The sequence below is a fragment of the Mycobacterium sp. OAS707 genome, assembly GCF_014873705.1.
Taxonomy (GTDB): domain Bacteria; phylum Actinomycetota; class Actinomycetes; order Mycobacteriales; family Mycobacteriaceae; genus Mycobacterium.
Genome location: NZ_JADBDS010000003.1, coordinates 1,175,006 through 1,198,861, shown reverse-complemented (window position 1 = coordinate 1,198,861; position 23,856 = coordinate 1,175,006). Strand labels below are relative to the sequence as shown.

General features: G+C 66.7%; 22 protein-coding genes and 3 tRNA genes. 14 read left to right on the top strand and 11 right to left on the bottom strand.

Features of this window, described 5'->3' with window-relative positions:
- Positions 1–2: 2 nt before the first annotated feature.
- On the bottom strand, positions 3–2,252 hold the full coding sequence (locus GGC64_RS24080; RefSeq protein WP_192724998.1) for a molybdopterin-dependent oxidoreductase: 2,250 nt from the start codon (positions 2,250–2,252) through the stop codon (positions 3–5).
- A 139-nt stretch (positions 2,253–2,391) separates the two neighbouring features.
- Between GGC64_RS24080 and GGC64_RS24075 the strand changes: the two genes are divergently transcribed.
- Entirely contained in the window at positions 2,392–2,982 is a 591-nt protein-coding gene (locus GGC64_RS24075; protein WP_192724997.1) for a TetR/AcrR family transcriptional regulator, read from the top strand.
- On the opposite strand, the gene GGC64_RS24070 is transcribed toward GGC64_RS24075, so the two are convergent.
- Positions 2,979–4,160 carry a hypothetical protein gene (locus GGC64_RS24070; RefSeq protein WP_192724996.1) on the bottom strand — a complete coding sequence of 394 codons (1,182 nt, stop codon included), beginning with the start codon at positions 4,158–4,160 and terminating at the stop codon, positions 2,979–2,981. The genes GGC64_RS24075 and GGC64_RS24070 overlap by 4 nt on opposite strands.
- A gap of 89 nt (positions 4,161–4,249) precedes the next feature.
- A tRNA-Leu gene (locus GGC64_RS24065) sits at positions 4,250–4,332 on the bottom strand.
- A 259-nt stretch (positions 4,333–4,591) separates the two neighbouring features.
- Here GGC64_RS24065 and GGC64_RS24060 point away from each other — a divergent pair.
- From GGC64_RS24060 to pknB, 7 genes are all read left to right on the top strand, one after another.
- Positions 4,592–6,061: an FhaA domain-containing protein gene (locus GGC64_RS24060; RefSeq protein ID WP_192724995.1), complete on the top strand. Its 1,470-nt coding sequence runs from the start codon at positions 4,592–4,594 to the stop codon at positions 6,059–6,061.
- A gap of 127 nt (positions 6,062–6,188) precedes the next feature.
- The gene (locus tag GGC64_RS24055) at positions 6,189–6,656 is read left to right on the top strand and encodes an FHA domain-containing protein (RefSeq protein WP_015304082.1); all 468 of its coding nucleotides are present in this window, start codon (positions 6,189–6,191) and stop codon (positions 6,654–6,656) included.
- A complete protein-coding gene (locus GGC64_RS24050) occupies positions 6,653–8,197 on the top strand; it encodes a protein phosphatase 2C domain-containing protein (RefSeq protein ID WP_192724994.1) in 1,545 nt (514 codons plus the stop codon). The genes GGC64_RS24055 and GGC64_RS24050 overlap by 4 nt, the downstream gene beginning before the upstream one ends.
- A gap of 43 nt (positions 8,198–8,240) precedes the next feature.
- On the top strand, positions 8,241–9,650 hold the full coding sequence (locus GGC64_RS24045; RefSeq protein ID WP_192724993.1) for an FtsW/RodA/SpoVE family cell cycle protein: 1,410 nt from the start codon (positions 8,241–8,243) through the stop codon (positions 9,648–9,650).
- Complete coding sequence (pbpA, locus tag GGC64_RS24040) at positions 9,647–11,122, top strand: D,D-transpeptidase PbpA (RefSeq protein WP_192724992.1); 1,476 nt, start codon at positions 9,647–9,649, stop codon at positions 11,120–11,122. Before GGC64_RS24045 ends, pbpA begins: the two co-directional genes overlap by 4 nt.
- On the top strand, positions 11,119–12,432 hold the full coding sequence (locus GGC64_RS24035) for a serine/threonine-protein kinase (RefSeq protein ID WP_192724991.1): 1,314 nt from the start codon (positions 11,119–11,121) through the stop codon (positions 12,430–12,432). The genes pbpA and GGC64_RS24035 overlap by 4 nt, the downstream gene beginning before the upstream one ends.
- Positions 12,429–14,309 carry a Stk1 family PASTA domain-containing Ser/Thr kinase gene (pknB, locus tag GGC64_RS24030; RefSeq protein WP_192724990.1) on the top strand — a complete coding sequence of 627 codons (1,881 nt, stop codon included), beginning with the start codon at positions 12,429–12,431 and terminating at the stop codon, positions 14,307–14,309. Before GGC64_RS24035 ends, pknB begins: the two co-directional genes overlap by 4 nt.
- Here pknB and GGC64_RS24025 read toward each other — a convergent pair.
- Both GGC64_RS24025 and GGC64_RS24020 read right to left on the bottom strand, forming a co-directional pair.
- Entirely contained in the window at positions 14,287–14,952 is a 666-nt protein-coding gene (locus tag GGC64_RS24025) for an aminodeoxychorismate/anthranilate synthase component II (protein WP_192724989.1), read from the bottom strand. The genes pknB and GGC64_RS24025 overlap by 23 nt on opposite strands.
- Before the next feature lie 26 nt (positions 14,953–14,978).
- Complete coding sequence (locus GGC64_RS24020; RefSeq protein ID WP_192724988.1) at positions 14,979–15,728, bottom strand: DUF881 domain-containing protein; 750 nt, start codon at positions 15,726–15,728, stop codon at positions 14,979–14,981.
- Positions 15,729–15,825: 97 nt separating this feature from the next.
- On the opposite strand from GGC64_RS24020, the gene crgA reads away from it, so the two are divergent.
- Both crgA and GGC64_RS24010 read left to right on the top strand, forming a co-directional pair.
- Complete coding sequence (crgA, locus tag GGC64_RS24015) at positions 15,826–16,089, top strand: cell division protein CrgA (RefSeq protein WP_192724987.1); 264 nt, start codon at positions 15,826–15,828, stop codon at positions 16,087–16,089.
- A gap of 155 nt (positions 16,090–16,244) precedes the next feature.
- Positions 16,245–16,664: a PH domain-containing protein gene (locus GGC64_RS24010; protein ID WP_192724986.1), complete on the top strand. Its 420-nt coding sequence runs from the start codon at positions 16,245–16,247 to the stop codon at positions 16,662–16,664.
- A gap of 12 nt (positions 16,665–16,676) precedes the next feature.
- On the opposite strand, the gene GGC64_RS24005 is transcribed toward GGC64_RS24010, so the two are convergent.
- On the bottom strand, positions 16,677–17,204 hold the full coding sequence (locus GGC64_RS24005) for a peptidylprolyl isomerase (protein ID WP_192724985.1): 528 nt from the start codon (positions 17,202–17,204) through the stop codon (positions 16,677–16,679).
- A 100-nt stretch (positions 17,205–17,304) separates the two neighbouring features.
- Here GGC64_RS24005 and cwsA point away from each other — a divergent pair, with 100 nt between their 5' ends.
- The 4 genes from cwsA (at position 17,305) to GGC64_RS23985 (ending at position 19,794) form a co-directional block, all read left to right on the top strand.
- On the top strand, positions 17,305–17,727 hold the full coding sequence (gene cwsA / locus GGC64_RS24000; RefSeq protein ID WP_192724984.1) for a cell wall synthesis protein CwsA: 423 nt from the start codon (positions 17,305–17,307) through the stop codon (positions 17,725–17,727).
- A 7-nt stretch (positions 17,728–17,734) separates the two neighbouring features.
- Positions 17,735–19,087 carry an L-serine ammonia-lyase gene (locus tag GGC64_RS23995; RefSeq protein WP_192724983.1) on the top strand — a complete coding sequence of 451 codons (1,353 nt, stop codon included), beginning with the start codon at positions 17,735–17,737 and terminating at the stop codon, positions 19,085–19,087.
- A 68-nt stretch (positions 19,088–19,155) separates the two neighbouring features.
- Positions 19,156–19,413 (top strand): DUF2510 domain-containing protein, encoded by a 258-nt coding sequence (locus tag GGC64_RS23990; RefSeq protein WP_192724982.1) that lies wholly within the window; start codon positions 19,156–19,158, stop codon positions 19,411–19,413.
- A 150-nt stretch (positions 19,414–19,563) separates the two neighbouring features.
- Positions 19,564–19,794: a hypothetical protein gene (locus GGC64_RS23985; protein WP_192724981.1), complete on the top strand. Its 231-nt coding sequence runs from the start codon at positions 19,564–19,566 to the stop codon at positions 19,792–19,794.
- On the opposite strand, the gene GGC64_RS23980 is transcribed toward GGC64_RS23985, so the two are convergent.
- The 5 genes from GGC64_RS23980 to gyrA all read right to left on the bottom strand — a co-directional run bounded on the left by GGC64_RS23980 (position 19,788) and on the right by gyrA (position 23,848).
- On the bottom strand, positions 19,788–20,144 hold the full coding sequence (locus GGC64_RS23980) for a hypothetical protein (RefSeq protein ID WP_192724980.1): 357 nt from the start codon (positions 20,142–20,144) through the stop codon (positions 19,788–19,790). The two genes, GGC64_RS23985 and GGC64_RS23980, sit on opposite strands and share 7 nt — an antisense overlap.
- Before the next feature lie 17 nt (positions 20,145–20,161).
- Positions 20,162–20,234: transfer RNA gene (locus GGC64_RS23975), tRNA-Ala, on the bottom strand.
- Between the two features lie 130 nt (positions 20,235–20,364).
- Positions 20,365–20,438, bottom strand: a tRNA-Ile gene (locus tag GGC64_RS23970).
- A gap of 55 nt (positions 20,439–20,493) precedes the next feature.
- Positions 20,494–21,339 (bottom strand): DUF3566 domain-containing protein, encoded by an 846-nt coding sequence (locus GGC64_RS23965; protein ID WP_192724979.1) that lies wholly within the window; start codon positions 21,337–21,339, stop codon positions 20,494–20,496.
- Positions 21,340–21,358: 19 nt separating this feature from the next.
- Complete coding sequence (gene gyrA / locus GGC64_RS23960) at positions 21,359–23,848, bottom strand: DNA gyrase subunit A (protein ID WP_192724978.1); 2,490 nt, start codon at positions 23,846–23,848, stop codon at positions 21,359–21,361.
- Positions 23,849–23,856 lie beyond the last annotated feature (8 nt).

Genomic DNA, 23,856 nt, shown 5'->3' with positions numbered 1-23,856 from the left:
GGTTAATGCCTATCAGCGCCGACCGCAGCGACCGTCACCGGGATCCCGTTCAGTGCGCCGTTGCCCGACGGCTCGTCGATGAAGGTGGGCGGCGACAGGATGTTGGTGTTCACGCCGGGCGACTCGTTCGCGATCGCCATCCGGGTGCCCGGCTTGCCGTGGCCCCAGCCGTGCGGCATCGACACCACGCCGGGCATGATCGCGTCGGTCACCTCGACGGGCACTTCGATCTGTCCGCCCGGCGAGGTCACCGAGACGAGGTCGCCGCTCGCCAGGCCGCGCTTTGTCGCGTCGTCGTCGTGCATCAACAGCGTGCAGCGGTCCTTGCCCTTCATCAGGGGTCCGACGTTGTGCAGCCACGAGTTGTTCGAGCGCAGATGGCGCCTGCTGACGAGCACGAGTTCGGCAGGCGCACGGTCGAGTCGCGCGGCCAGCCGAGGCACGTCGTCGAGCAGATACTGCGGAGCGAGCCGGATCTTGCCGTCCGCGGTGCCCAGCACGTCGGGCACCTGCGGCACCATCGGGCCGAAGTTGACGCCGTTGGGCTGGGCCTTCAGCTTCTCCAGCGTGATGCCGCCGGGGTTCTCGCCGTAGCGGTCGCCGAACGGCCCTGTGCGCAGCGTGAAGTCGAGGATGCGTTCGGGGCCGCCGCGCTCGTAATGTGTGCGGATCTCGGCGCCGTCGAGTCCCTGGGTGAAGGCCATGTAGTCGAAGAAGCCGTCGTCGATGGCCGTCACGTCGACGTCCTCGGCGGGTGTGCCGGTGCACAGCCCCGTGAGCCGGATCAGGATCTCCCACTCCTCCGGCCGGTCGGGATCCGGCGGCGCGAATACCGGCGGCGAGTAGTTCGCGATGCTGTTGATCGCGAAGTTGAGGATGAGGTCGTCGTGGTGGGGCTGCTCCAGCGGTGACGGCGCGGGCAGGATCACGTCGGCGTGCCGCGTGGTTTCGTTGAGCCACATGTCGACGGAGATCATCGCGTCCAGCGTCGGCAACACCTCGTCGAGCTTGTGCCCCGCGGGCGTCGACAGCACCGGGTTGCCCGCCACCGTGATCAGGGCCTTGATCTGCCCCTCCCCCGGCGTCGCGATCTCCTCTGCGAGACACGACACCGGCACCTGCCCGAGCACCTCCTTCGCGCCGCGGACCCGGGTGCGGTAGCGGCCGAATTCCGGTGCGCCGTCCTCGAGGCCGGGGATCGGCTGCACGGTCACCGACCACGCCGCGGCGCGCGGGAACATCGAGCCGCCCGGCGTGTCGAAGTGTCCGGTGAGGATGTTGACGACGTCGACCAGCCAACTGGCCAGACTGCCGAACTCCTGATTGCACAACCCAATTCGGCCGTAGACCACTGCGCGCTCGGTGCCGGCCAGCTCCCTGGCCAGGGTCCGGATCCGGTCTGCCGTGATGCCAGTGACAGCGGCTACACGTTCGGGCGACCACTCGGCGGCCACCTCGCGCATGCGGTCGACGCCGTCGACGTGCGGTTCGACCGCCCCAAGCCTGACCAGATCCTCGTCGAACAGCGTGTGCACGACGGCAAGCAGCAGAGCGGCGTCGGTGCCTGGGGTGATCGGCAACCATTCGTCGGCGCGGGCCGCGGTGGCGGTACGGACGGGATCAACGACAATCACCTTGCCGCGCTTGCGAATTCCGTCGATGATGCCAATGACGTCAGGCGCGGCCAGCAGCGACCCTTGCGACGCGGCGGGGTTGGCGCCCATCACGACCAACAGATCAGTGCGTTCGATGTCGGGCACCGGGAAGCTCCACCAGCCGCCGTACATCAGATGCGACGACAGATTCTTGGGCCACTGGTCGACGGTGCCCGGCGAGTAACTCAGCGGAATGCCCGACATGCCAAGCAGCACACCGGTATAGCGGCCCAACGAGAAGGAGTGTGCAAGCGGGTTGCCGGTGTAACACGTGACCGCGCCGATGCCGTACTTCTCGATCACCGGGGCCAGCAGTTCGGTGCAGCGACGGAACGCGGCGTCCCAGCTGACCTCCTGCCACTGCCCGTCGACCTTGATCATCGGCCGCCGAATGCGGTCGGGGTCCTCGTGCACCGCCCCGAGGGTCGCGCCTTTGGGGCAGATGTGCCCGTGACTCCAGGTGTCGTCTTTGTTGCCGCGGATGCTTGCGACGCGGCCGTCGGCGACGTGAATCTCCAAGCCGCACATGGCTTCACACAACGGACACGTGTAGAGGTGCCTGCCGTCCTCGCCGATGCCTGCCAACGGTTTGGTCATAGCGGCCTCCATTCACATTTGCCGCGAACGTGGGTTACCCGCACTCCTTCGCGCGGGAAAGCGTGCGGGTAACCCACGTTCGGCACCATGTTGTCGTGACATACTGTAACGACAAATCGATGGGGCGGGAAGGCTAATCGTGGAAGCGGAGCGGCGTCATAGGCGGCAGGGCTCGCGGCGTGATCCGTCGATCGACACGGCAGTGCTGGCCGCGGCCCGGTGCCTACTCGTCGACCGCGGCTATGCCGCCACCACCATCGACCTGATCGCCACCACCGCCGGTGTCAGTAGGCCCGCCGTTTACCGTCGCTGGAGTTCCAAGGCGCAGCTGGTACACGAGGCGCTGTTCCCCGACCTCGGGCCCGAGCCGCCGGAGGACGACTTCGCCGCCGAGATCACCCGGTTGTGTCGCGGCGCGCTGCAAATGTACGGCGACGCCGCGGTGCGTGAGTCAATTCCCGGTCTGCTCAACGATTTACGCGCAGACCGCCACATGCGGCGACTGCTCAGCGACCGGCTGGAGGCCACGGCCCGCAGTCAGCTGGCCGACAAGCTTGGCGGCGCAGTCGCCGACGGCATCGCGCGGCCCGGCATCAGCGCCGACACACTGATGGACGCCATCGCCGGCGGTGCCTGGTACGCGGTATGCGTGCGCCGCATCAGGGACGTCGACACGGCGGCCAAGGAGCTCAGCGAGCTGCTGCTGCACGGCGTCCTGACCGGACGCTAACCGCTCAACAGCATCGCGTACTGCGCCGCGATCTGCTGCTGGGCGTCCAACAAGTTGTCCGCCGTGGTTTCGATCGCATACTTGTCCGCTGCCCCAAGGCAATAGAAGGTCTTGTCCTTCAGCTGCAGACAGCGGCTGCCTGGCAGGTTGTTGACCGGCTTGGCCTGTTGCGAGGTCGGCTGCAGCTCGGCGTAGAAGCCCTCGACGATCTTCGGCGCGCTGGCAGCGTCCTTGGTTTGGTAGACATTCGTCTTCGCCATCGCCGCCAGATCCATTCCGGTGTCGGCGAACAGCTTCGCCGATCGGGCCGGGTCACTTTGGAATTGCAGCGCGCCGCGTTGTTCATAGGTGGCGTTCTGGATGGGCGTGGCTTCCTTGTCGGGAACCGGAAGTGTCCGCGCCAGCAGGCCGGTCGGATCGAGCGAGATATCGGCGAACTCGGACGGATCGGTCGCGCGGAACTTGTCGATCGCCGGTCCCTGCATGTCGATGGTCTTGGCGACGAGGCCGATCGCGGGGTCCATCCCGTCGACGGCCTGCGCCAGTTGCATGAACACGTACTGGCCGTGCGCAGTGAACGCGCGCACCGCGCTCCACTTCTTGCCGGTCGAACCCTCGGTCTGGGTGTAGCTCGCCGCCTTGGTATCCGGGTGGCCCGGGATCTGGGCGGGCTGCACCGCCTCGCCCGTCTTGGCGGCGATGTCGCCGAACTCCGTGGCGGCAGCGGTCGCCGCACTGCCATCGGCGAACCGCAGCACCGCATTCAGCAGGATCTTCTGTCCCTCGGCAGTGCGCGCCGAGGCGAAGCCGTTGATGAAGCCGTGCTGGCTCGCCGCCGCCGCGAACGACTCGGGACCGATCTGCGCCAACGCCCCGACGTTCGGTAGCACGGTGGCGCCGAAGCCGAACCAGCCCGTGATGGCAGGGTCGACCTCCCATGGGCCGATGACGTTGTTGGCCATCCGCTGCGACTCGACGAACAATCCGCGGTCCGGGTCGCCCGCCACGCCCAGCGGCTGGCTCGGCTGCGTCGGGTACGGCCCGACATCGAGCTTGCTGACGTCGACGGTGGGACCAGACGCCACGCCTGATGGCTTGACCGCCGAACCGCTGACCGTCGAGGAGCACGCCGCAGACAGCAGCGCGACCAATACAAATGCGATATACGCGAGCCGCATTCGCAAAAAGCTACCGTGCGCTACTTCGAATACAACGTCCGGCCGCGCGGTGTCGAAAGCCATTCACGGGGATTCGAATAATCGAGTTGTGGGCGAAGGGGGACTTGAACCCCCACGTCCCGAAGGACACTGGCACCTGAAGCCAGCGCGTCTGCCATTCCGCCACTCGCCCCAACAACCGGGGGAGCCTATCACGCAAGCCACCCCGCTCCCCAACCGTACCGACCCGGTCGCAAGGCCTGCCAATTCGGTGTGAACACGTCAAGATCGGACTGCTTGACCTGCCCCGATCCGATTCTCAGAATTCTGTTGGTCCCGCACCGCTGCGCTGGGCCGATACCATGCAAGTAAGGCAAGCGGCCAGGCGACACGCTGGTGCGCGGGGGTATGAGCTGGAAGAACGGACAACGACGAGTGAGGCGGGCGGTGATATGGGCCTAGTCGACCGCATCGAACGCAAACTCGAGTCGACCGTCGGCGACGCCTTTGCGCGTGTTTTCGGCGGATCGATTGTGCCCCAAGAAGTCGAGGCGATGCTCCGCCGGGAAGCCGATTCCGGCGCCCATGACATAGCCGGCGGCCATATTTTGGCACCAAACGACTACGTCATTACCCTCAGTGTGCCTGACTATCAGAAGGTGAGCGCCGACCCGGACCTCACATCAACGACTTTCGCCAAGCACTTGGAGGGATACATCCATGAGCAGGGGTGGCAAACGTATGGTGATGTGGTCGTCAGATTCGAGGCGTCACCGAACCTGCACACCGGACAGTTTCGCGCGCGTGGAGCGGTCAACCCCGATACGACCACAGGCGACCCCGCCCCACCACCAGACCGTGCGTCCAACGCAGAACAGGGAGTACCAGCGATGAGCGACAACCCGAGTTACCGCGGCCAGGGACAGGGGCGGCCGGCCGACGAATACTACGACGAGCGCTACGGCCGCCCAGACGACCGCGGCCAGTACCCGCCTCCAGAGCAGGGTGGCTACCCCCCGCAGGGTGAGCAACCGCCCGGCTACCCGCCGCGCCAGGGCGGCTACCCCGAGCAGGGCGGCTACCCGGACCAAGGCGGCTACCCCGACCAGGGCGGCTACCCCGACCAGGGCGGTTACCCCGACCAGGGCGGCTACCCACCGCCGTCCTACGAGCAGCGTCCGCCCGCCGGCGGATACCCGCCGCCGCAGCAGGGTGGCGGCTACCCGGACCAGGGCTATCGGCAGGCGCCAGGCGGCTACGGCCCCCCGCAGGGCGGACAGCCCGGATACGGCGCGCCGGCAGGCGACTACGACTACGGCCGTCCGCCCACGCACGGCCGTCCGGACGACGGTGGCTACGGGCGCCAGGAGCCGCCGCGGCCCGCGTACCCGGATCAGGGTGGCTATCCCGACCAGGGCGGCTATCCCGACCAGGGCGGCTACGGCGCCGGATACGGCCGCCAGGACCAGGGCTACGGCGCCCCCGCGGATTACGGCCGCTACGACCAGCAAGGCGGCGCCGGATACGCGGAACCCGGTTACGGCGAGCCCGCGGCCGGCTACGACTACGGCCAGCAGGCAGCTCCGGCCGCCGGCTACGGCGGCGGATACGGCCAGCCCGATTACCCGGCAGGCGCGGCCTCGGTCACGCTGCAGCTCGACGACGGCAGCGGCCGGACCTACCAATTGCGTGAAGGCGCCAACGTGATCGGCCGCGGCCAGGACGCGCAGTTCCGGCTGCCCGACACCGGGGTGTCCCGCAGACATCTGGAGATCCGGTGGGACGGGCAGGTCGCACTGCTGTCGGACCTCAACTCCACCAACGGCACGACGGTGAACAACGCACCGGTGCAGGAGTGGCAGCTGGCCGACGGCGACGTGATCCGGCTCGGCCATTCCGAGATCATCGTCCGCGTTCACTGAGCGCTTCGGGCGGTCGAAGCCGGGGGAAGCTGAACGCTTCACCGTCGCGTCGATCGCTGTCCAAGTATCGTGACGTTGCCGAAGTTGGCGCGGTACGAGAACGGGACGGGGACGGAGAGGACGTCGGATGCAGGGGTTAGTACTGCAGCTGACGCGCGTCGGTTTCCTATTGCTGCTGTGGTTGTTCATCTGGTCGGTGCTCCGCATCCTGCGGACCGACATCTACGCACCGACCGGAGCGGTCATGGTGCGACGGGGCCTGGCGCTGCGCGGCTCCCTGCTGCCCAATCGTGGGCGCCGGAGCGTGGTGCGCCAGCTGGTCGTGACGGAGGGCGCGCTGACGGGGACCCGCATCACGCTGGGCAGCCAGCCCGTGCTCATCGGCCGCGCCGACGACTCGACGCTCGTGCTCACCGACGACTACGCCTCGACACGGCACGCCAGGCTCTCGCCACGAGGTTCGGAATGGTATGTCGAGGACCTAGGATCGACCAACGGCACATACCTTGACAGGGCAAAGGTGACGACCGCGGTACGGGTTCCGATGGGCACGCCGGTTCGAATCGGCAAGACGGTAATCGAGCTGCGCCCGTGACACTGGTGCTTCGCTATGCCGCTCGCAGCGACCGTGGCCTGGTCCGCGCCAACAACGAGGACTCCGTGTACGCCGGCGCGCGACTGCTGGCCCTTGCCGACGGGATGGGCGGGCACGCCGCGGGTGAGGTGGCCTCACAGTTGGTGATCGCCGCGCTGGCCCACCTCGACGACGACGAGCCGGGCGGTGATCTGCTCTCCAAACTCGACGCCGCGGTACGTGAGGGCAACTCCGCGATAGCCGCGCATGTGGAGGCCGACCCCGAGCTCGACGGCATGGGCACGACGCTGACCGCAATTCTGTTCGCGGGCAACAGGCTTGGGCTCGTGCACATCGGCGACTCACGCGGCTACCTGCTGCGCGACGGCGAACTCGTCCAGATCACCAAGGACGACACCTTCGTCCAGACGCTGGTGGACGAGGGCAGGATCACCGCCGAGGAGGCGCACAGCCATCCGCAGCGCTCGCTGATCATGCGCGCGCTGACGGGTCACGAGGTGGAGCCCACGCTGATCATGCGCGAGGCGCGCGCGGGCGACCGCTATCTGCTGTGCTCTGACGGCCTGTCCGATCCGGTCAGCCACGAGACCATCCTCGAGGCGCTGCAGATCTCCGATGTCGCCGAAAGTGCGGACAGGCTAATCGAATTGGCGTTGCGCGGCGGTGGACCCGACAACGTCACCGTGGTGGTGGCCGACGTCGTCGACTACGACTACGGCCAGACTCAACCGATTCTCGCCGGTGCGGTGTCGGGTGACGACGACCAGAGTGCACCGCCCAACACCGCGGCCGGTCGAGCGTCGGCGTTCAATCCGCGTCGCAACGAGGCGAAACGTGTTGTGCCACAGCCGGAAGAACCCCAGCGCAAGCCACGGTCGCGACGGCGGATGCTGATCGCTGCGGTCCTGCTGCTGCTCGTCGTGCTCGCCGGACTTGCGGTCGGCCGCGAGATAGTGCGCAGCAACTACTACGTCACCGAGCACGACGGCACGGTGTCGATCATGCGAGGTGTTCAGGGCTCCTTTCTGGGTTTAGCACTTCAGGAGCCGTACCTGTTGGGCTGTCTCAACGCGCGAAATGAGTTGTCCCTCATCAGCGCGGGAACTCCGAAGGACAACCTGGACTGCCGCATGCTCGGCGTCAACGACATGCGGCCGTCGGAGCGCGCACAGGTGGTCGCCGGCCTGCCGTCCGGCTCGCTCGACGACGCCATCGCCCAGATCGAGGAGCTCGCCCGCAGTTCGGTCCTGCCGACGTGCGTGACTCCGACACCGACGCCGACCACCACATCGCCAACTCCTCATCTGCCGGAAACACCTGTCAATCCGGGCATCCCGGAAGTCAGCGGTGAATCCCCCGCGCCGGAAACCCCCATGACCGTGACCGCGCCCCCTCCCGCGCCGCCGAGCGCCCCCGTCTCACCCGGTGCGCCGCCGCCCGCCGCACCTCCCGCATCGCCGTCCCCGACACCGCAGCCCACCGTCACCGCGCTGCCGCCTCCGCCACCCGAACCTGGAACGAACTGCCGGGAAGTTTCATGACGACCCGAAGAGGCAAAGGCAGGGGACGAGCGGGAGTCGAGGCATGACCACCCAGCCGCAGTCGCCCGTCGCCGTCACCCCGCCGCTGCCCAACCGGCGCAACGCCGAACTGCTGCTGCTCGGCTCCGCTGCGGTGATCACCACTGTGGCACTGCTTCTCGTCGAGGCCAACCAGGAACAGGGCCTGCACTGGGATCTGGCGCAGTACACCGTCGCGTACCTCGCCCTGTTCACCGGTGCGCACCTGGCGATCCGGCGCTTCACTCCGTACGCCGACCCGCTGCTGCTGCCGGTGGTCGCGCTGTTGAACGGGCTCGGAGTGGTCATGATCCACCGCCTCGATCTGGCCGCGGGCGGCCCGTCGGGAAAGGGCCTGGGCGGCACCGCAAATCAGCAGATGCTGTGGACGCTCGTCGGGGTCATCGCGTTCTCGTTGGTGGTGATCTTTCTTCACGACCATCGGTTGCTGGCGCGCTATGGATACGTGTGCGGGCTGACCGGGTTGATCCTGCTCATCATCCCCGCTGTGTTGCCCCGCTCGATGTCGGAGCAGAACGGCGCCAAGATCTGGATTGAGTTGCCGGGCTTCTCCATTCAGCCCGCGGAATTCTCCAAGATTTTGCTGCTCATCTTCTTCGCCGCGGTGTTGGTCGCCAAGCGCAGTGTGTTCACCAGTGCGGGTAAGCACTTCCTCGGCATGGACCTACCTCGGCCGCGCGATCTTGCGCCGCTGCTGGCCGCCTGGATCGCCTCGGTCGGTGTGATGGTGTTCGAGAAGGACCTCGGCACGTCGCTGCTGCTGTACGCGTCGTTTCTGGTGCTGGTCTACGTGGCCACCGACCGGTTCAGCTGGGTCGTCATCGGACTTGCGCTGTTCGCTGCGGGAAGCGTTGCGGCGTACTACCTTTTCGGTCACGTCCGGGTCCGGGTGGAAACCTGGCTCGACCCGTTCGCCGACCCCGACGGCGCCGGCTATCAGATGGTGCAGTCACTGTTCAGCTTCGCCACCGGCGGTATTTTCGGTACCGGCCTCGGCAACGGGCAGCCCGGCACCGTGCCCGCCGCGTCGACCGACTTCATCATCGCCGCGATCGGCGAGGAGCTCGGACTGGTCGGTCTTGCCGCGGTGCTGATGCTGTACACGATCGTGATCGTCCGTGGGCTGCGCACCGCGATCGCCGTGCGCGACAGCTTCGGCAAGCTGCTGGCCGCCGGGTTGGCGTCGACACTGGCGATCCAGTTGTTCATCGTGGTCGGCGGCGTCACCAGGCTGATCCCGCTGACGGGGCTGACCACGCCATGGATGTCGTACGGCGGTTCCTCGCTGCTGGCCAACTACGTGCTGCTGGCGATCCTCGTGCGCATCTCGCACGCGGCCCGCCGCCCGATCGTCACCCGGCCGCAGGCCACGCCGATCGCGGCCGCGAGCACCGAGGTGATCGAGAAGGTATGAACACCTCCCTGCGCCGCATCGCCGTGACGATCATGGCGCTGATCGTGCTGCTGTTGGCCAATGCCACACTGACACAAGTGTTTACGGCCGACGGGTTGCGCGCCGACCCGCGTAATCAGCGGGTGCTGCTCGACGAGTACTCGCGTCAGCGCGGACAGATCTCTGCGGGCGGGCAGTTGCTCGCCTACTCGGTGTCCACCAACGGCCGGTTCCGGTTCCTCCGCGTCTACCCCAATCCGGAGGCCTATGCGCCGGTCACCGGTTTCTACTCGCTGAGCTATTCGAGCACCGGCCTCGAGCGTGCCGAGGACAGCATCCTCAACGGCTCCGATCAGCGGCTGTTCGGCCGGCGGCTTGCCGACTTCTTCACCGGGCGTGATCCTCGCGGCGGCAACGTCGCCACGACCATCAATCCGCAGGTTCAGCAGGCGGCATGGGATGCGATGGCGCACGGCTGCAACGGACCGTGCAAGGGCGCGGTGGTGGCGCTGGAACCGTCGACCGGGAAGGTCCTCGCGATGGTTTCGTCACCGTCGTATGACCCGAATCTGCTTGCCACCCATGATGTTGCGGCCCAGTCGACAGCGTGGCAGCAGCTGCGCGACAACCCCGATTCCCCGCTGTTGAACCGGGCGATCTCGGAAACCTATCCGCCCGGGTCGACGTTCAAGGTGATCACGACCGCGGCCGCGCTGCAGCATGGCGCCACGGAGAACACCCAATTGACATCGGTGTCCCGAATTCAGTTGCCGGACAGCACCGCAACGCTGGAGAACTACGGCGGCGCGGCGTGCGGGGCCGGCCCGACCGCTTCGCTGCACGATGCGTTCGCGAAATCCTGCAACACCGCCTTCGTCCAACTCGGCCTCAACACCGGCACGGACGCGTTGCGGTCCACCGCGATCGCGTTCGGGCTCGACACCCCTCCCCCGACGATCCCGCTTCAGGTGTCCCAGTCGACCGTCGGGCCGATCTCCGACGCTGCCGCGCTGGGCATGTCGAGCATCGGGCAGAAGGATGTGGCGCTGACGCCGCTGCAGAACGCGCAGGTCGCTGCGACCATCGCGAATAAAGGGGTGACCATGCGCCCTTATCTAGTCGATAGTCTGAAGGGACCCGACCTCGCGAACATCAGCACGACGGCTCCCCGCGAGGAGCGCCGGGCGGTGTCCGAGCAGGTCGCGAATACACTTACGGATTTGATGGTCGCCGCCGAGCAGGTGACGCAGCAGAAGGGAGCCATCGCCGGCGTGCAGATCGCATCCAAGACCGGCACGGCGGAGCACGGTACCGATCCGCGCAACACTCCGCCGCACGCCTGGTACATCGCCTTCGCGCCTGCATCGGCACCCAAGGTTGCGGTGGCCGTTGTGGTCGAGAACGGCGGCGACCGGTTGAACGCCACCGGAGGCGCCGTCGCCGCCCCGATCGGACGGGCCACCATCGCAGCGGCCCTGCGGGAGGGCTCATGAGTCCCCGCGTTGGAGTGACGCTGTCGGGTCGCTACCGGCTGCAGCGGCTGATCGCCACCGGCGGCATGGGCCAGGTGTGGGAGGGCATCGACTCGCGGTTGGGCCGCCGCGTCGCGGTCAAGGTGCTCAAAGCGGAGTACTCCACGGACGCCGAGTTCGTCGAACGGTTCCGCGCCGAGGCCCGCACCGTCGCCATGCTCAATCACCCGGGCATCGCCAGCGTGTACGACTACGGCGAGACCGACATGGACGGCGAGGGCCGCACCGCGTACCTGGTGATGGAACTGGTCAACGGTGAACCGCTGAACTCGGTGCTCAAACGCACCGGCAGGCTCTCGCTGCGGCACGCGCTCGACATGCTCGAGCAGACGGGCCGCGCCCTACAGGTCGCGCACACCGCGGGCCTGGTGCACCGCGACGTCAAGCCGGGCAACATCCTGATCACGCCGACCGGCCAGGTCAAGCTGACCGACTTCGGCATCGCCAAGGCCGTCGACGCCGCTCCGGTGACCCAGACCGGCATGGTGATGGGCACCGCCCAGTACATCGCGCCCGAGCAGGCCTTGGGCCACGACGCGACCGCGGCCAGTGACGTCTACTCGCTGGGAGTTGTTGGCTACGAATCGGTTTCGGGCAAACGCCCGTTCACCGGCGACGGTGCGCTGACCGTCGCGATGAAGCACATCAAGGAGACGCCGCCGCCGCTGCCCGCCGACCTGCCACCCAACGTGCGCGAGCTGATCGAGATCACGCTGGTGAAGAACCCCGGTATGCGGTACCGCTCCGGCGGCCCGTTCGCCGACGCGGTCGCCGCCGTGCGTTCCGGCCGTCGGCCGCCGAGGCCCAACCAGGCGCCCTCGATCGGCAGGGCAGCACCCGCCGCGGTGCCGTCGGCCGCACAGGCCAGGGCGGCCGCCGACATGACCGGAAGAGCGCCTGCGACCACCGCGCGGCCGCGGCCCGCGACGGGCAGTCACCGCAGCACTCCCCCGCCACGCCGCACGTTCTCCTCCGGTCAGCGCGCACTGCTGTGGGCCGCCGGTGTGCTGGGCGCGCTGGCGATCGTGATCGCGATCCTGATCGTGCTGAACGCGCAGGACAAGAAGGACCAGAAGACACCGCCTCCGACGGTGACGAATACGATCACCGAGACAACCCCGTTCCAGTCGCCGACGGCGATGCCCAGTTGGACCGAAGGGGGCATCTTCGGCCATGGTGGAGTGGAAAACCGGGTAACCCGACTCGACGCGAGTGCGTCCCCTGCAAAGGTGCAGGTCACGCCCTCGGGCCCAGAACAGACATGGCAATGACCACCCCGCAACACCTGTCCGACCGCTACGAAGTCGGCGAGATCCTCGGATTTGGCGGCATGTCCGAGGTCCATTTGGCGCGCGATCTGCGGCTGCACCGCGACGTGGCCATCAAAGTGCTGCGCGCAGATCTGGCGCGCGACCCCAGCTTCTATCTCCGGTTCCGCCGCGAGGCGCAGAACGCCGCCGCGCTGAACCATCCGGCGATCGTCGCGGTGTACGACACCGGCGAGGCGGAGACGGCGGCCGGTCCGCTCCCGTACATCGTGATGGAGTACGTCGACGGGATCACGCTGCGCGACATCGTGCACACCGAGGGCCCGATGCCGCCCAAGCGCGCGATCGAGGTGATCGCCGACGCGTGCCAGGCGCTGAATTTCAGTCACCAGCACGGCATCATCCACCGCGACGTCAAGCCGGCGAACATCATGATCAGCAAGGCCGGTGCGGTGAAGGTGATGGACTTCGGCATCGCTCGCGCGCTTGCCGATGCCAACAGCGTCACCCAGACCGCCGCGGTGATCGGCACAGCGCAGTATCTGTCGCCTGAGCAGGCCCGCGGGGAGAAGGTCGACGCCCGCTCCGACGTGTACTCGCTGGGGTGCGTGCTCTACGAAATCCTCACGGGGGAGCCACCTTTCGTCGGTGACTCGCCCGTCGCAGTGGCCTATCAGCATGTGCGCGAGGATCCGGTGCCGCCGTCGCAGCGGCACAACGGCATCGCCCCGGAACTCGATGCCGTCGTGCTCAAGGCGCTCGCGAAGAACCCCGACAACCGCTACCAGTCCGCCGCCGAGATGCGCACGGACCTGGTTCGAGTGCACAGCGGAGAGGCGCCGGAGGCGCCGAAGGTGCTGACAGACGCGGAACGGACTTCGTTCCTGTCGACGCCGACGTCGGAGCACCGAACGGACCGCATCGATCAGGTCGGCCGCACTGAGCACCGCTTCGAGGACAAAGAAGAGCGCAGCGGATCGGTGGGTCGTTGGCTCATCGCGGTGGCGGTGCTTGCGGTGCTGACCGTCGTGGTCACCGTCGCCATCAACATGTTCGGCGGTAGCACGCGCGATGTTCAGGTACCCGACGTGGCAGGCAAGACGAAGGACGACGCGGTAGCGATACTGCAGAACGCCGGCTTCAAGACTCGCGACCAGCAGCAGTCGGATTCGACCATCCCGCCGAACAAGGTCATCGGTACCGATCCTGCCGCGGGCACATCAGTGGGTGCCGGCGACGAGGTGCTGATCAAGGTGTCGAGCGGTCCCGAGCAGCGCGAGGTCGTGGACTGCAAGGGGCTCACGTATTCCGATTGCGTCCAGAAGCTCACCGCAGCAGGTTTCGGAAAGTTCAAGAGGTCCGACTCACCCTCCACGCCGGAGCTGAAGGACAAGGTGCTCGCGACCATTCCGAGCGCCAACCAGACTTCGGCTATCACCAACGAGATCACGATCGTCGTCGGCTCGGGACCCGAGAGCAAGCCGGTCCCCGATTGCAAGGCCCTGACCGTGGAGGCGTGTCAGCAGGTGCTCGCCGCCGCCGGGTTCACGAAGATCCTTCCCGTCGATGTCGACAGCACGACGCCAAAGGGTTCCGTGGTGGGCACGGCACCGCCGGCCGGCGGCCTGGTCGCGGTGGACACGCTGATCCAGATTCAGGTGTCCCTTGGCAACGAGTTCGTCATGCCCGACGTGCGTGGTGGATTCTGGACCGACGTCGAGCCGAACCTACGCAACGCCTACGGCTGGACGGGCCAGTTGATCAGGGCGCCGGATGTGCAGAACAGCGGTCAGCGCACCAACGCGGTGGTCACGCAGAGCCCTCAGGCGGGCACGCCGGTCAAGTTCAGCGACCCGATCACGCTGGCGTTCGCGTCGTAGCGGCCTGCACGGCGTTGGCCACGTCGTCCTCGAGCTGACGCACGAGGTTTTCGTCCGGCGCAGCGCCGCAGTACCCGAGCCAGTTGGCGAGCATCCGATGGCCGCCCTGGGTGAGGATCGACTCCGGGTGGAACTGCACACCGTGGATCGGCAGTTCGACGTGGCGCACGCCCATGATGACGCCGCCCTCGGTTCGCGCGATCACCTCGAGTTCGGCGGGCACGGTGTCGGGCAGGATCGTCAGCGAGTGGTAGCGCGTCGCGGTGAACGGATCCGGAAGGCCTTGCAGCACACCGGCATTCGAGTGGAACACGGTACTGGTCTTGCCATGTAGCAGCTCGGGCGCCCGGTCGACGGTGCCGCCGAACGCCACGCCGATGGCCTGGTGTCCCAGGCAGACGCCGAGCAGCGGGGTCTTCGCGTCGGCACACGCCTTGACCAGTGGAATGGAGGCGCCTGCGCGTTCCGGCGTGCCCGGGCCGGGGGATAGCAGCACGCCGTCGAACTGGTTGGCGACCGCGTCCGGCGCAGCCAGGCGGTCGTCGTCATTACGCCAGACGTGCGCGTGCACACCGAGTTGGCCCAGATACTGGACCAGGTTGAACACGAAGCTGTCGTAGTTGTCGACGACCAAGACCTGCATCAGCCCAGGTTACTGGCGCGCGCACGTCAATATCCGAGCGGGCCTGCCGGCTTCGCATACTTCATCCGCACCGATTCGGTGTGCCCGGCCACTTGGACCGCGGCACGGGATTCTTCTGTGTAACCCAACCCGAACCGCACCACATATTGCTTGTACAGCGTCACGAACGGGGACGCCGCCAGCGCGGCCTGCATGGCGGGTGCGTCACCGATCGCGGTGATCACGTATGGCGGGCTGTACGTCCGCCCGTTCAGCAGCAGCGTGTTGCCGACACATCGCGGAGCCGACGTCGCGATGATCCGCTGATCCTGCATCTGGATGCCTTCGGCACCCGCGCTCCACAACGCGTTGAGGACCGCCTGGATGTCCTGCTGGTGGACCACCAGATCGTCGGGGGAGGCGTCCCGCGGGAAGCGGCCCTCCGCGTCGCGCTGCGCGTCGTTGAGCGTGACGACAAGGCCGGGCCCCCGCATCGGGTCCAGCCCCGCGTCGACAGCCAGCGTGTCTGAACGATGGGTGATCGCGGCCAGCGCTGCATCTGCGCCAGGCGATCCGCCGTGATGGTTGTCGATCGTCGACACCAGCGTGTCCCGCTGGGCCGTGAGCCTGTCTACCGATTGCTGTGCTTCACGCACCAGGTCGACCAACCGTGGCGCGTCACTTCGCCGGATCTCGCTGCCGCCGGAAACGCTGTGGGTAGCCGCCAATAACAGCCCCGCCAACAGGCACACCACCGGCACGCCGAACCGCCAGGGGGACTGCCTCGGCTTCTCCATCGGCTCCTCTCCAAGAATTCTTGGCTGGGGTGCACCTGCGTTAGGCTCGTGGTTACATCGTCGCACCGTGTGACGCAGAGTGTCCGCGAAGGTAGCAATGCCCAAGTCCAAAGTTCGCAAGAAGAACGACTTCACCATCAACCCGGTGAGCCGGACGCCGGTCAAGATCAAGACCGGGCCATCGAGTGTCTGGTTTGTGGTTTTGTTCTGCAGCTTGATGTTGATCGGCTTGGCCTGGCTGCTGGTGTTCCAGCTCGCCTCCAGCCACATCCAGTTCCTTGCTGATCTGGGTCCGTGGAACTACGCCATCGCCTTTGCTTTCATGATTACCGGCTTGTTGCTCACGATGCGCTGGCGTTAGCCGTACCGACCATCGGTATGAATTCATCTTCGACTCCACGCGTTACCCGTTTAGCAACCTCGCGGTCACCAGATCACACTGATGTGATTCATCCCCATTGGGGATAGCACTTGTGGATAACCTCATTAGCAACGGTAAAAGGGTGTTAAGTACCCATGCAGCAAACTGAGTGGAGCCCACCCACGCCCGGCATCGCAGCCTGCGGCATAGCCGGAGTTATCTTGGCTATTGCCGCTGTGACCCTGGTCACAGAAGCTCCGGGGCGCATTCTGCTGGGGATTGCCGCGGTGTGCTTACTTTTGTTTGCAAGCCTGTCTTGGCGCGCTCGGCCGAAGCTGGCAATCAGTGACGACGGTCTAGTTACCCGGGGTTGGTCGCGCACGACGCTGCTGCGTCGCCCCGACATCAAGCTCGTCCGAATCACCGAATTCCGCCGCCTGGCCCGCAAGGTTCGGCTGCTCGAGATCGACACGAACGACGACCAGCTGCTGGTCTTCACCCGGTGGGATCTGGGGACCGACCCGCTGAACGTGCTCGACGCGCTGACCGACGCCGGTTACGCCGGCACGCACTGACTCGACTGGTGTCTACGACACCGTGATCGACTCGATCACGACCGGATCGGTCGGCCGGTCGCTGCGATCGGTGGCCGTCGTGGCGATCGCATCGACAACCTTCTGCGACTCCGGGTCGACTACCTCACCGAAGATCGTGTGCTTGCGGTTCAGGTGCGGCGTTTGGCCGACCGTGATGAAGAACTGTGAGCCGTTGGTGCCCGGCCCGGCGTTGGCCATGGCGAGCAGATACGGCTTGTCGAACTGCAGTTCCGGGTGGAACTCATCGGCGAACTGGTATCCGGGTCCGCCGCGACCGGTGCCGGTCGGGTCGCCGCCCTGAATCATGAATCCCTCGATCACGCGGTGGAAGACCGCGCCGTCGTAGAACGGTCCCGACGAGCTGCCCGAGGCGTTCTCCGTGCTGTAGTCCTTGGTGCCCTGCGCCAAACCGACGAAGTTCGCAACGGTCTTGGGGGCGTGGTTTCCGAACAGTGCGATCTTGATGTCGCCGCGGTTGGTGTGCAGGGTCGCGGTCGCTGTCTGAATGGGGCTCGTCACGGGATGCCAGTGTGCCACCTGCCCTCTAACGGCCGACGCGGGGTGGCACTTGGTGGCAGGCTGGACGGCGATTGCCGATCACGCCGCGAAAGAGGTGGACATGAGCTCGAAGACGGACGTCCGGTTGACCCCGAGCCAGCGGCTGGGCCGCGGCTTGAAATATTCCGCGGTTGGGCCGGTCGACGTCACGCGCGGGACGGTCGGGCTCGGCCTGCAGGGCGCGCAGTCGGCGGCTGGCCGCATTCGGCGCAGCATCGAAAAGAGTCAGCTGGCCAAGGATCTCGGCGATGCGCAGGGCACCATCGCGGCCGAACTCGCCGCGGCGCAGGAAGTCATCGCCAGCCTGCCAGCCGTCATCGCCGACGCGCGTAAACCCAAGCGCAAGCGTCGGCCCCTGCTGTTCGTCGCCGTCGGCACCGCAGTCCTGGCCGGGGGAGCGGTGGCGTTCTCGATCGTGCGGCGCTCGATGCAGCCCGAACCGTCGCCGCTGCCGCCCAGTGTCGACGTCTCTCCCAAGCCCTAGTTTGCTCATGGCCGTCTCCGTCTTCGATCTGTTCTCGATCGGCATCGGGCCGTCCAGCTCGCACACCGTCGGGCCGATGCGCGCCGCAGGCCGGTTCGCGCGTCATCTCGCCGACGACGGGCTGCTGGCCAACGTGGCGCGGGTACGGATCGAGCTCTACGGCTCACTGGGAGCCACCGGCGCGGGACACGGCACACCTGGCGCCGTGGTGCTCGGGCTGGAGGACTGCGAGCCCGAGACGGTCGATCCGGTTGTCGCGCGAGGCCGGGTGGAAGAGGTCAACACCGGCGGCAAGCTGCAATTGGCCGGCTCGCACACGATCCAGTTCGACCACAGCGCGGACATCGTTTTGTCGTTGCGCGCCATGGCTTTTCACAGCAACGGCATGGTGTTCACCGCCTTCGACAGCGGCGGCGATGAGCTGAGCAAGCGGACGTACTACTCGGTCGGCGGCGGATTCGTCGTCGACGAACAAGAAGCCGAGTCTGGACCCCACGAAGACATCGTCGTTCCGTACCCGTTCAACACCGCCGAAGAACTCGTGCGGCTGGCCACATCGAACGGCTGCAGCATCGCGGAGTTGATGGCGCACAACGAGGCCGCGATGGGCCGCGAGCCCGACCTGCGAACCGGGCTGCTGCGCATTTGGGCGGCGATGCGGGAATGCGTCGAGGCCGGGCTGGCGGCGACGGGCACGCTGCCGGGCAAGCTTCGCGTCAAACGCCGCGCACGGCTGCTGGCCGAGTCGCTGGATCCCGACGACCCGTTGTACGCGATGGACTGGGTGACGGTGTACGCGTTGGCGGTGAACGAGGAGAACGCGGGCGGCGGCCGCGTGGTGACGGCACCGACGAACGGTGCAGCCGGCGTGATTCCCGCTGTGCTGCACTACTATTCGCGGTTCGTCCCTGGTGCCACCGACGACGGCGTCGTGGAGTTCCTGTTGACGGCGAGCGCGATCGGTCAACTGTTCAAGGCCAACGCGTCGATCTCCGGCGCAGAGGTCGGCTGTCAGGGCGAGGTCGGATCGGCCTGCTCGATGGCCGCGGCCGGGCTGGCGGCGGTGATGGGCGGCACGCCGGCTCAGGTGGAGAACGCCGCCGAGATCGGCATCGAACACAACCTGGGGTTGACCTGTGATCCGGTCGGCGGCCTGGTGCAGATTCCGTGCATCGAGCGCAATGCCGTCGCGTCGGTGAAGGCGATCACCGCGGCGCGAATGGCGTTGCACGGCGACGGAACTCATCACGTCAGCCTCGACACCGCGATCAAGACCATGCGCGATACCGGCGCCGACATGAAGGACAAGTACAAGGAGACGTCGAAGGGCGGCTTGGCCCTCAACGTGGTGGAGTGCTGACCCGGTTTCAGGCCTCGGGGCGGGGGTACCCGGTCGTAACCCGCCGATTGGCCATCCAGGAGGGCGCTATGACGGATATCGCCGGCTCGCTTCAGTCGCTGATTTGGCTGCTGATCGTCATCGTTATCATCGCTGTCGTCGTGTGGGCGGTCCGAATGGCGCTCGCACCCAGGGAACCGCGGACGTACGCGGAACCGCCCGTTGTGAGGCAGCCGCCCGCCACGAGTGGGTTGGCGCCGGGGTGGTATCCGGACCAAAACGACCCCGATTCGATGCGCTACTTCGACGGCAGGGTGTGGACGGCTCAGACCGAGCCTCGACGTTGAGCACAATGCGCACAACCTGAGAATCGCTCGTTGCGCGGCTTGTGCGCACAACCGTGCCAGCACCTACCTCGGCCACATACGTTCGGCCACAAGCAAGTTCACTCTGAACTGCTTGACACCCGAAAGGCCGAACCAATGAAGATCCGCACCATGATTGCCCCGCTCTTACTCGCAGCGGGAGGCGCCGCCGCGATCGCGATCGCACCGCTCGCCCAGGCCGACGCCACGCCACCGCCGTGCAGTTTCACCGGAAGCGCAAGCGTCTGTCAGACGGACGGCAACGCGCAGGTAAGCACGCTGCAGCCGACGATCCAGTTCCAGCCGCAGTACCCGTTCTACGGCGACGGCGGATTGGTGTTCCATCACCGCGGCCGTCACTGACCGTAGGTGTAGCGCAGGTTGGCATTGATGAGTTCGTTCACGCGCTTGCGCATGTGCCCGGTGAGCACCGGATCGGGGACGGGCTCGTCGACATACAGGGTCCAGCGCAGATCGGTGCCGCCATCGGCGTCCACCAGGTCGAATTGCAGGCGAGCATCGGGCCGCTTGAGCCACAGCGATGACCACACCACCCGACCGTATTCGTGCGACTCGAGGACGACAGGCTCGACTTCGTCGTCCAGGAGTTGCAGCCAGGGCCGCGCCGGTTGCCGGTGCGGGTCACAGAGGTCTTCGAACACAAAGCGCGGCGGCGCAGGCTGGTTGCGTCGCCGCGAACCGATCGCTTCCATATGTTGTCCGTATGTTGTGGAGCCTAGGAGAATCGAACTCCTGACATCTACCTTGCAAAGGTAGCGCTCTACCAACTGAGCTAAGGCCCCTGATTCGGTCAGGCCGGCGTGTCCGCTGCCGCATGCCACACCTCGACGCCGTGCCGCGACCGCCACACGATCACCGCGACAGCGACCGCTGCGAGCACGAACACCAGCCTCAAGGTATTGCACCTTTCCGTGGGGCTAGGAGGACTCGAACCTCCGACCTCTTCGTTATCAGCGAAGCGCTCTAACCGCCTGAGCTATAGCCCCGAAATCCGCACGGCCGAGCGACGAGATTACCGCAACGGTAGGCCGCCGCCCAAACTCAATCCCTATCCGCCAATGTGACCTCGACGCCACCCACAAGATCGGTGGTCAGGTTGTAGATGAACGCCCCTGCGGTCGCCATCGCGGTCAGCAGCACGATGTTCACCAGCCCGATCAAGGCCGCGCCGCCGAAGATCGTTCCGCTGGACACCAACTCGCCGCCGGAGCTGCCGCCGGTGCTGGTCAGCAGGTCGCCGACGTTGCTGTTCAGCTTGCTCCACACGCCCATGCCGCCGAGCACCAGGTAGAGGAACGCGACCGCGATCATCCACACGAAGAACAACGCGACCGACAACACCAGCGACACCTTCAGCGTGCTCCACGGGTCGACCCGCCGGATCTGCATACTGGCCCGCACCGGGCCCTTGTGGCGATTGCCGACCTGCAAGCGGCTGCCGGCCGAGGCCCGGCTGGCCGGTTCCGACGACGGGCGTTGCTCAGGCGCCGGCTTGCGTGGCTGCGGCGAGCGCGGCATCGGGCCCGAGAGGTCGGGCAGCTCGCTGGCGTAGGCCTCGGGCCGCACGGCCTCGGTACGCTCGCCCCGTGGCGGACCATCCTGCTCGTGCACCGGCGCCGGGGTCGGTGCGCCCGATCCGCCGATGAAGCGGTTGAGCCGGGCATCGACCGGCGACCCTCCTGGACTTCCCGGCTCAGAGGACTGCCGTTGTGGCTGTCGGCCCGCACGCGCGGCCGGCCCCCGCTGCCACGGTGGGACGTCGCCGCCCCGCGACGCCGAGTTGCCGACCGAACCGCCGTCCTGCGATGGCGGTCCGCCCGGGGAGCCGTTGGCGCTACCGGCGGCGTCACCCGCGCGCGGGTACCCCGGCTCGTTCGGTGAACTCACCTACGGCTCCTTACCGTCGTTACGTTGCGTCGACCTCGGCCGCGTCGGCGTCGGTCTCCTCAGCGTTGCGCGCAATAGCAACCAGTGTGTCGCCCTCGCCCAGGTTCATCAACCGAACGCCCTTGGTCTGCCGCCCGGCCTTGCGGACCTGGCGAGCCGCCGTCCGGATGACGCCCCCGCCCGAGGTGATGGCGTACAACTCCGTGTCGTCATCGACGATCAACGCTCCGACCAGACTGCCACGACGCTTGTCGAACTGGATCGTCAGCACCCCTTTGCCGCCGCGACCCTGAACCGGGTACTCGTCGATCGCGGTCCGCTTGGAGTAGCCGCCGGCCGTCGCGACCAGCAAATACGTGTCCGGTTGGACCACATTCAACGACAGCAGCTTGTCCTCTTCGTTGAAGCGCATGCCCTGCACACCGGAGGTGGCGCGACCCATCGGCCGCAGCGCCTCGTCGGTTGCTGAGAAGCGGATCGACTGGCCCTTGGCCGACACCAGCAGCAGGTCGTCCTCCGACGAGCACAGCACGGCGCCGACGAGTTCGTCCCCGTCGCGCAGGTTCACCGCGACGATGCCGCCCGAGCGGTTCGAGTCGAAGTCGGTCAGCTTGGACTTCTTGACCAGACCGTTCTTCGTCGCCAGCACCAGGTACGGCGCATCCTCGTAGCTCTTGATCTGGATGACCTGGGCGATGCGCTCCTCCGGCTGGAAGGCCAGCAGGTTCGCGACATGCTGACCGCGCGCGGTGCGCGACGCCTCGGGCAGGTCGTACGCCTTGGCGCGGTACACCCGACCCTGCGTGGTGAAGAACAGGATCCAGTCGTGCGTCGAACACACGAAGAAGTGGTTGACGATGTCGTCCTGCTTGAGCCCCGCGCCCTGCACACCCTTGCCGCCCCGCTTTTGGCTGCGGTAAAGGTCTGTCTTCGTGCGCTTGGCGTAGCCGGTTTCGGTGATCGTGACGACCACGTCCTCGCGGGCGATCAGGTCCTCGTCGTTGACGTCGCCGTCGGCCGCGATGATGCGGGTCCGACGGTCGTCGCCGTACTTGTCGACGATCTCCTTGAGCTCGTCGCGCACGATGGCGCGCTGCCGCTCCGGCTTAGCCAGGATGTCTTCCAGGTCGGCGATCTCGGCCTCGATCTTGGCCAGGTCGTCGACGATCTTCTGACGTTCCAGGGCGGCCAGCCTGCGCAGCTGCATGTCCAGGATGGCCTGGGCCTGGATGTCGTCGATGTCGAGCAACTCGATCAGGCCCTGCCTGGCGACGTCGACGGTCTCCGATGCCCGGATCAACGCGATCACTTCGTCGAGTGCATCGAGCGCCTTGACCAAACCGCGGAGGATGTGGGCCCGCTCGTTGGCCTTGCGCAGCCGGTAAGTGGTGCGCCGGACGATGACGTCGAGCTGATGGTTGACGTAGTGCCGGATCAGCTGGTCGAGTCGCAGGGTGCGGGGCACGCCGTCGACGATGGCCAGCATGTTGGCGCCGAAGCTGGTCTGCAGCTGGGTGTGCTTGTAGAGGTTGTTCAGCACCACCTTCGCGACGGCATCGCGCTTGAGCTCCACCACGATTCGCAGGCCGACACGGTCGCTGGACTGGTCTTCGATGTTGGAGATCCCGGCGAGCTTGCCGTCGCGCACCTGCTCGGCGATCGAGGTGATGAAGTTGTCGTGGTTCACCTGATACGGGAGCTCGGTGATGACGATCCCGGTGCGCCCGCGGTTGTCCTCCTCGATCTCACACACACCGCGCATGCGGATGGATCCGCGGCCGGTGGCATACGTGTCGCTGATGCCCTGGGAGCCCACGATCAGGCCGTAGGTGGGGAAGTCCGGGCCCTTGACGTACTCGGTCACCGCGGCCAACGTCGCCTCTTCGTCGGCTTCGTGGTTCTCCAAACACCAGTACACGGCGTCGGCCAACTCGCGCAGATTGTGCGGTGGCATGTTGGTGGCCATGCCGACCGCGATGCCGCCCGACCCGTTGGCGAGCAGGTTCGGGAACCGGCTCGGCAGAACCGTGGGCTCCTGCACCCGCCCGTCATAGTTCGGGATGAAATCGACTGTCTCCTCGTCGATTTCGCGCAGCATCTCCATAGCGAGCGGAGTAAGCCGCGCCTCGGTGTACCTCATGGCGGCCGGTGGGTCGTTGCCCGGCGAGCCGAAGTTGCCCTGGCCGTCGACGAGCGGGTAACGCAGCGACCACGGCTGCGCCATGCGCACCAGGGTGTCGTAGATCGAGGAGTCACCGTGGGGGTGATAGTTACCCATCGTCTCGGCAACGGAGCGCGCCGATTTCGCGTGGCTGCGGTCCGGCCGGAAGCCCGAGTCGTACATCGCGTAGAGCACCCGGCGGTGCACCGGCTTGAGGCCGTCGCGAACCTCAGGCAGGGCGCGGCCGACGATCACGCTCATCGCATAGTCGATGTAGCTGCGCTGCATCTCCTGCTGAATGTCGACAGGCTCGATGCGGTCGCCCTCGGGCGGCAAGGTTTCAGTCATAAGAGTTT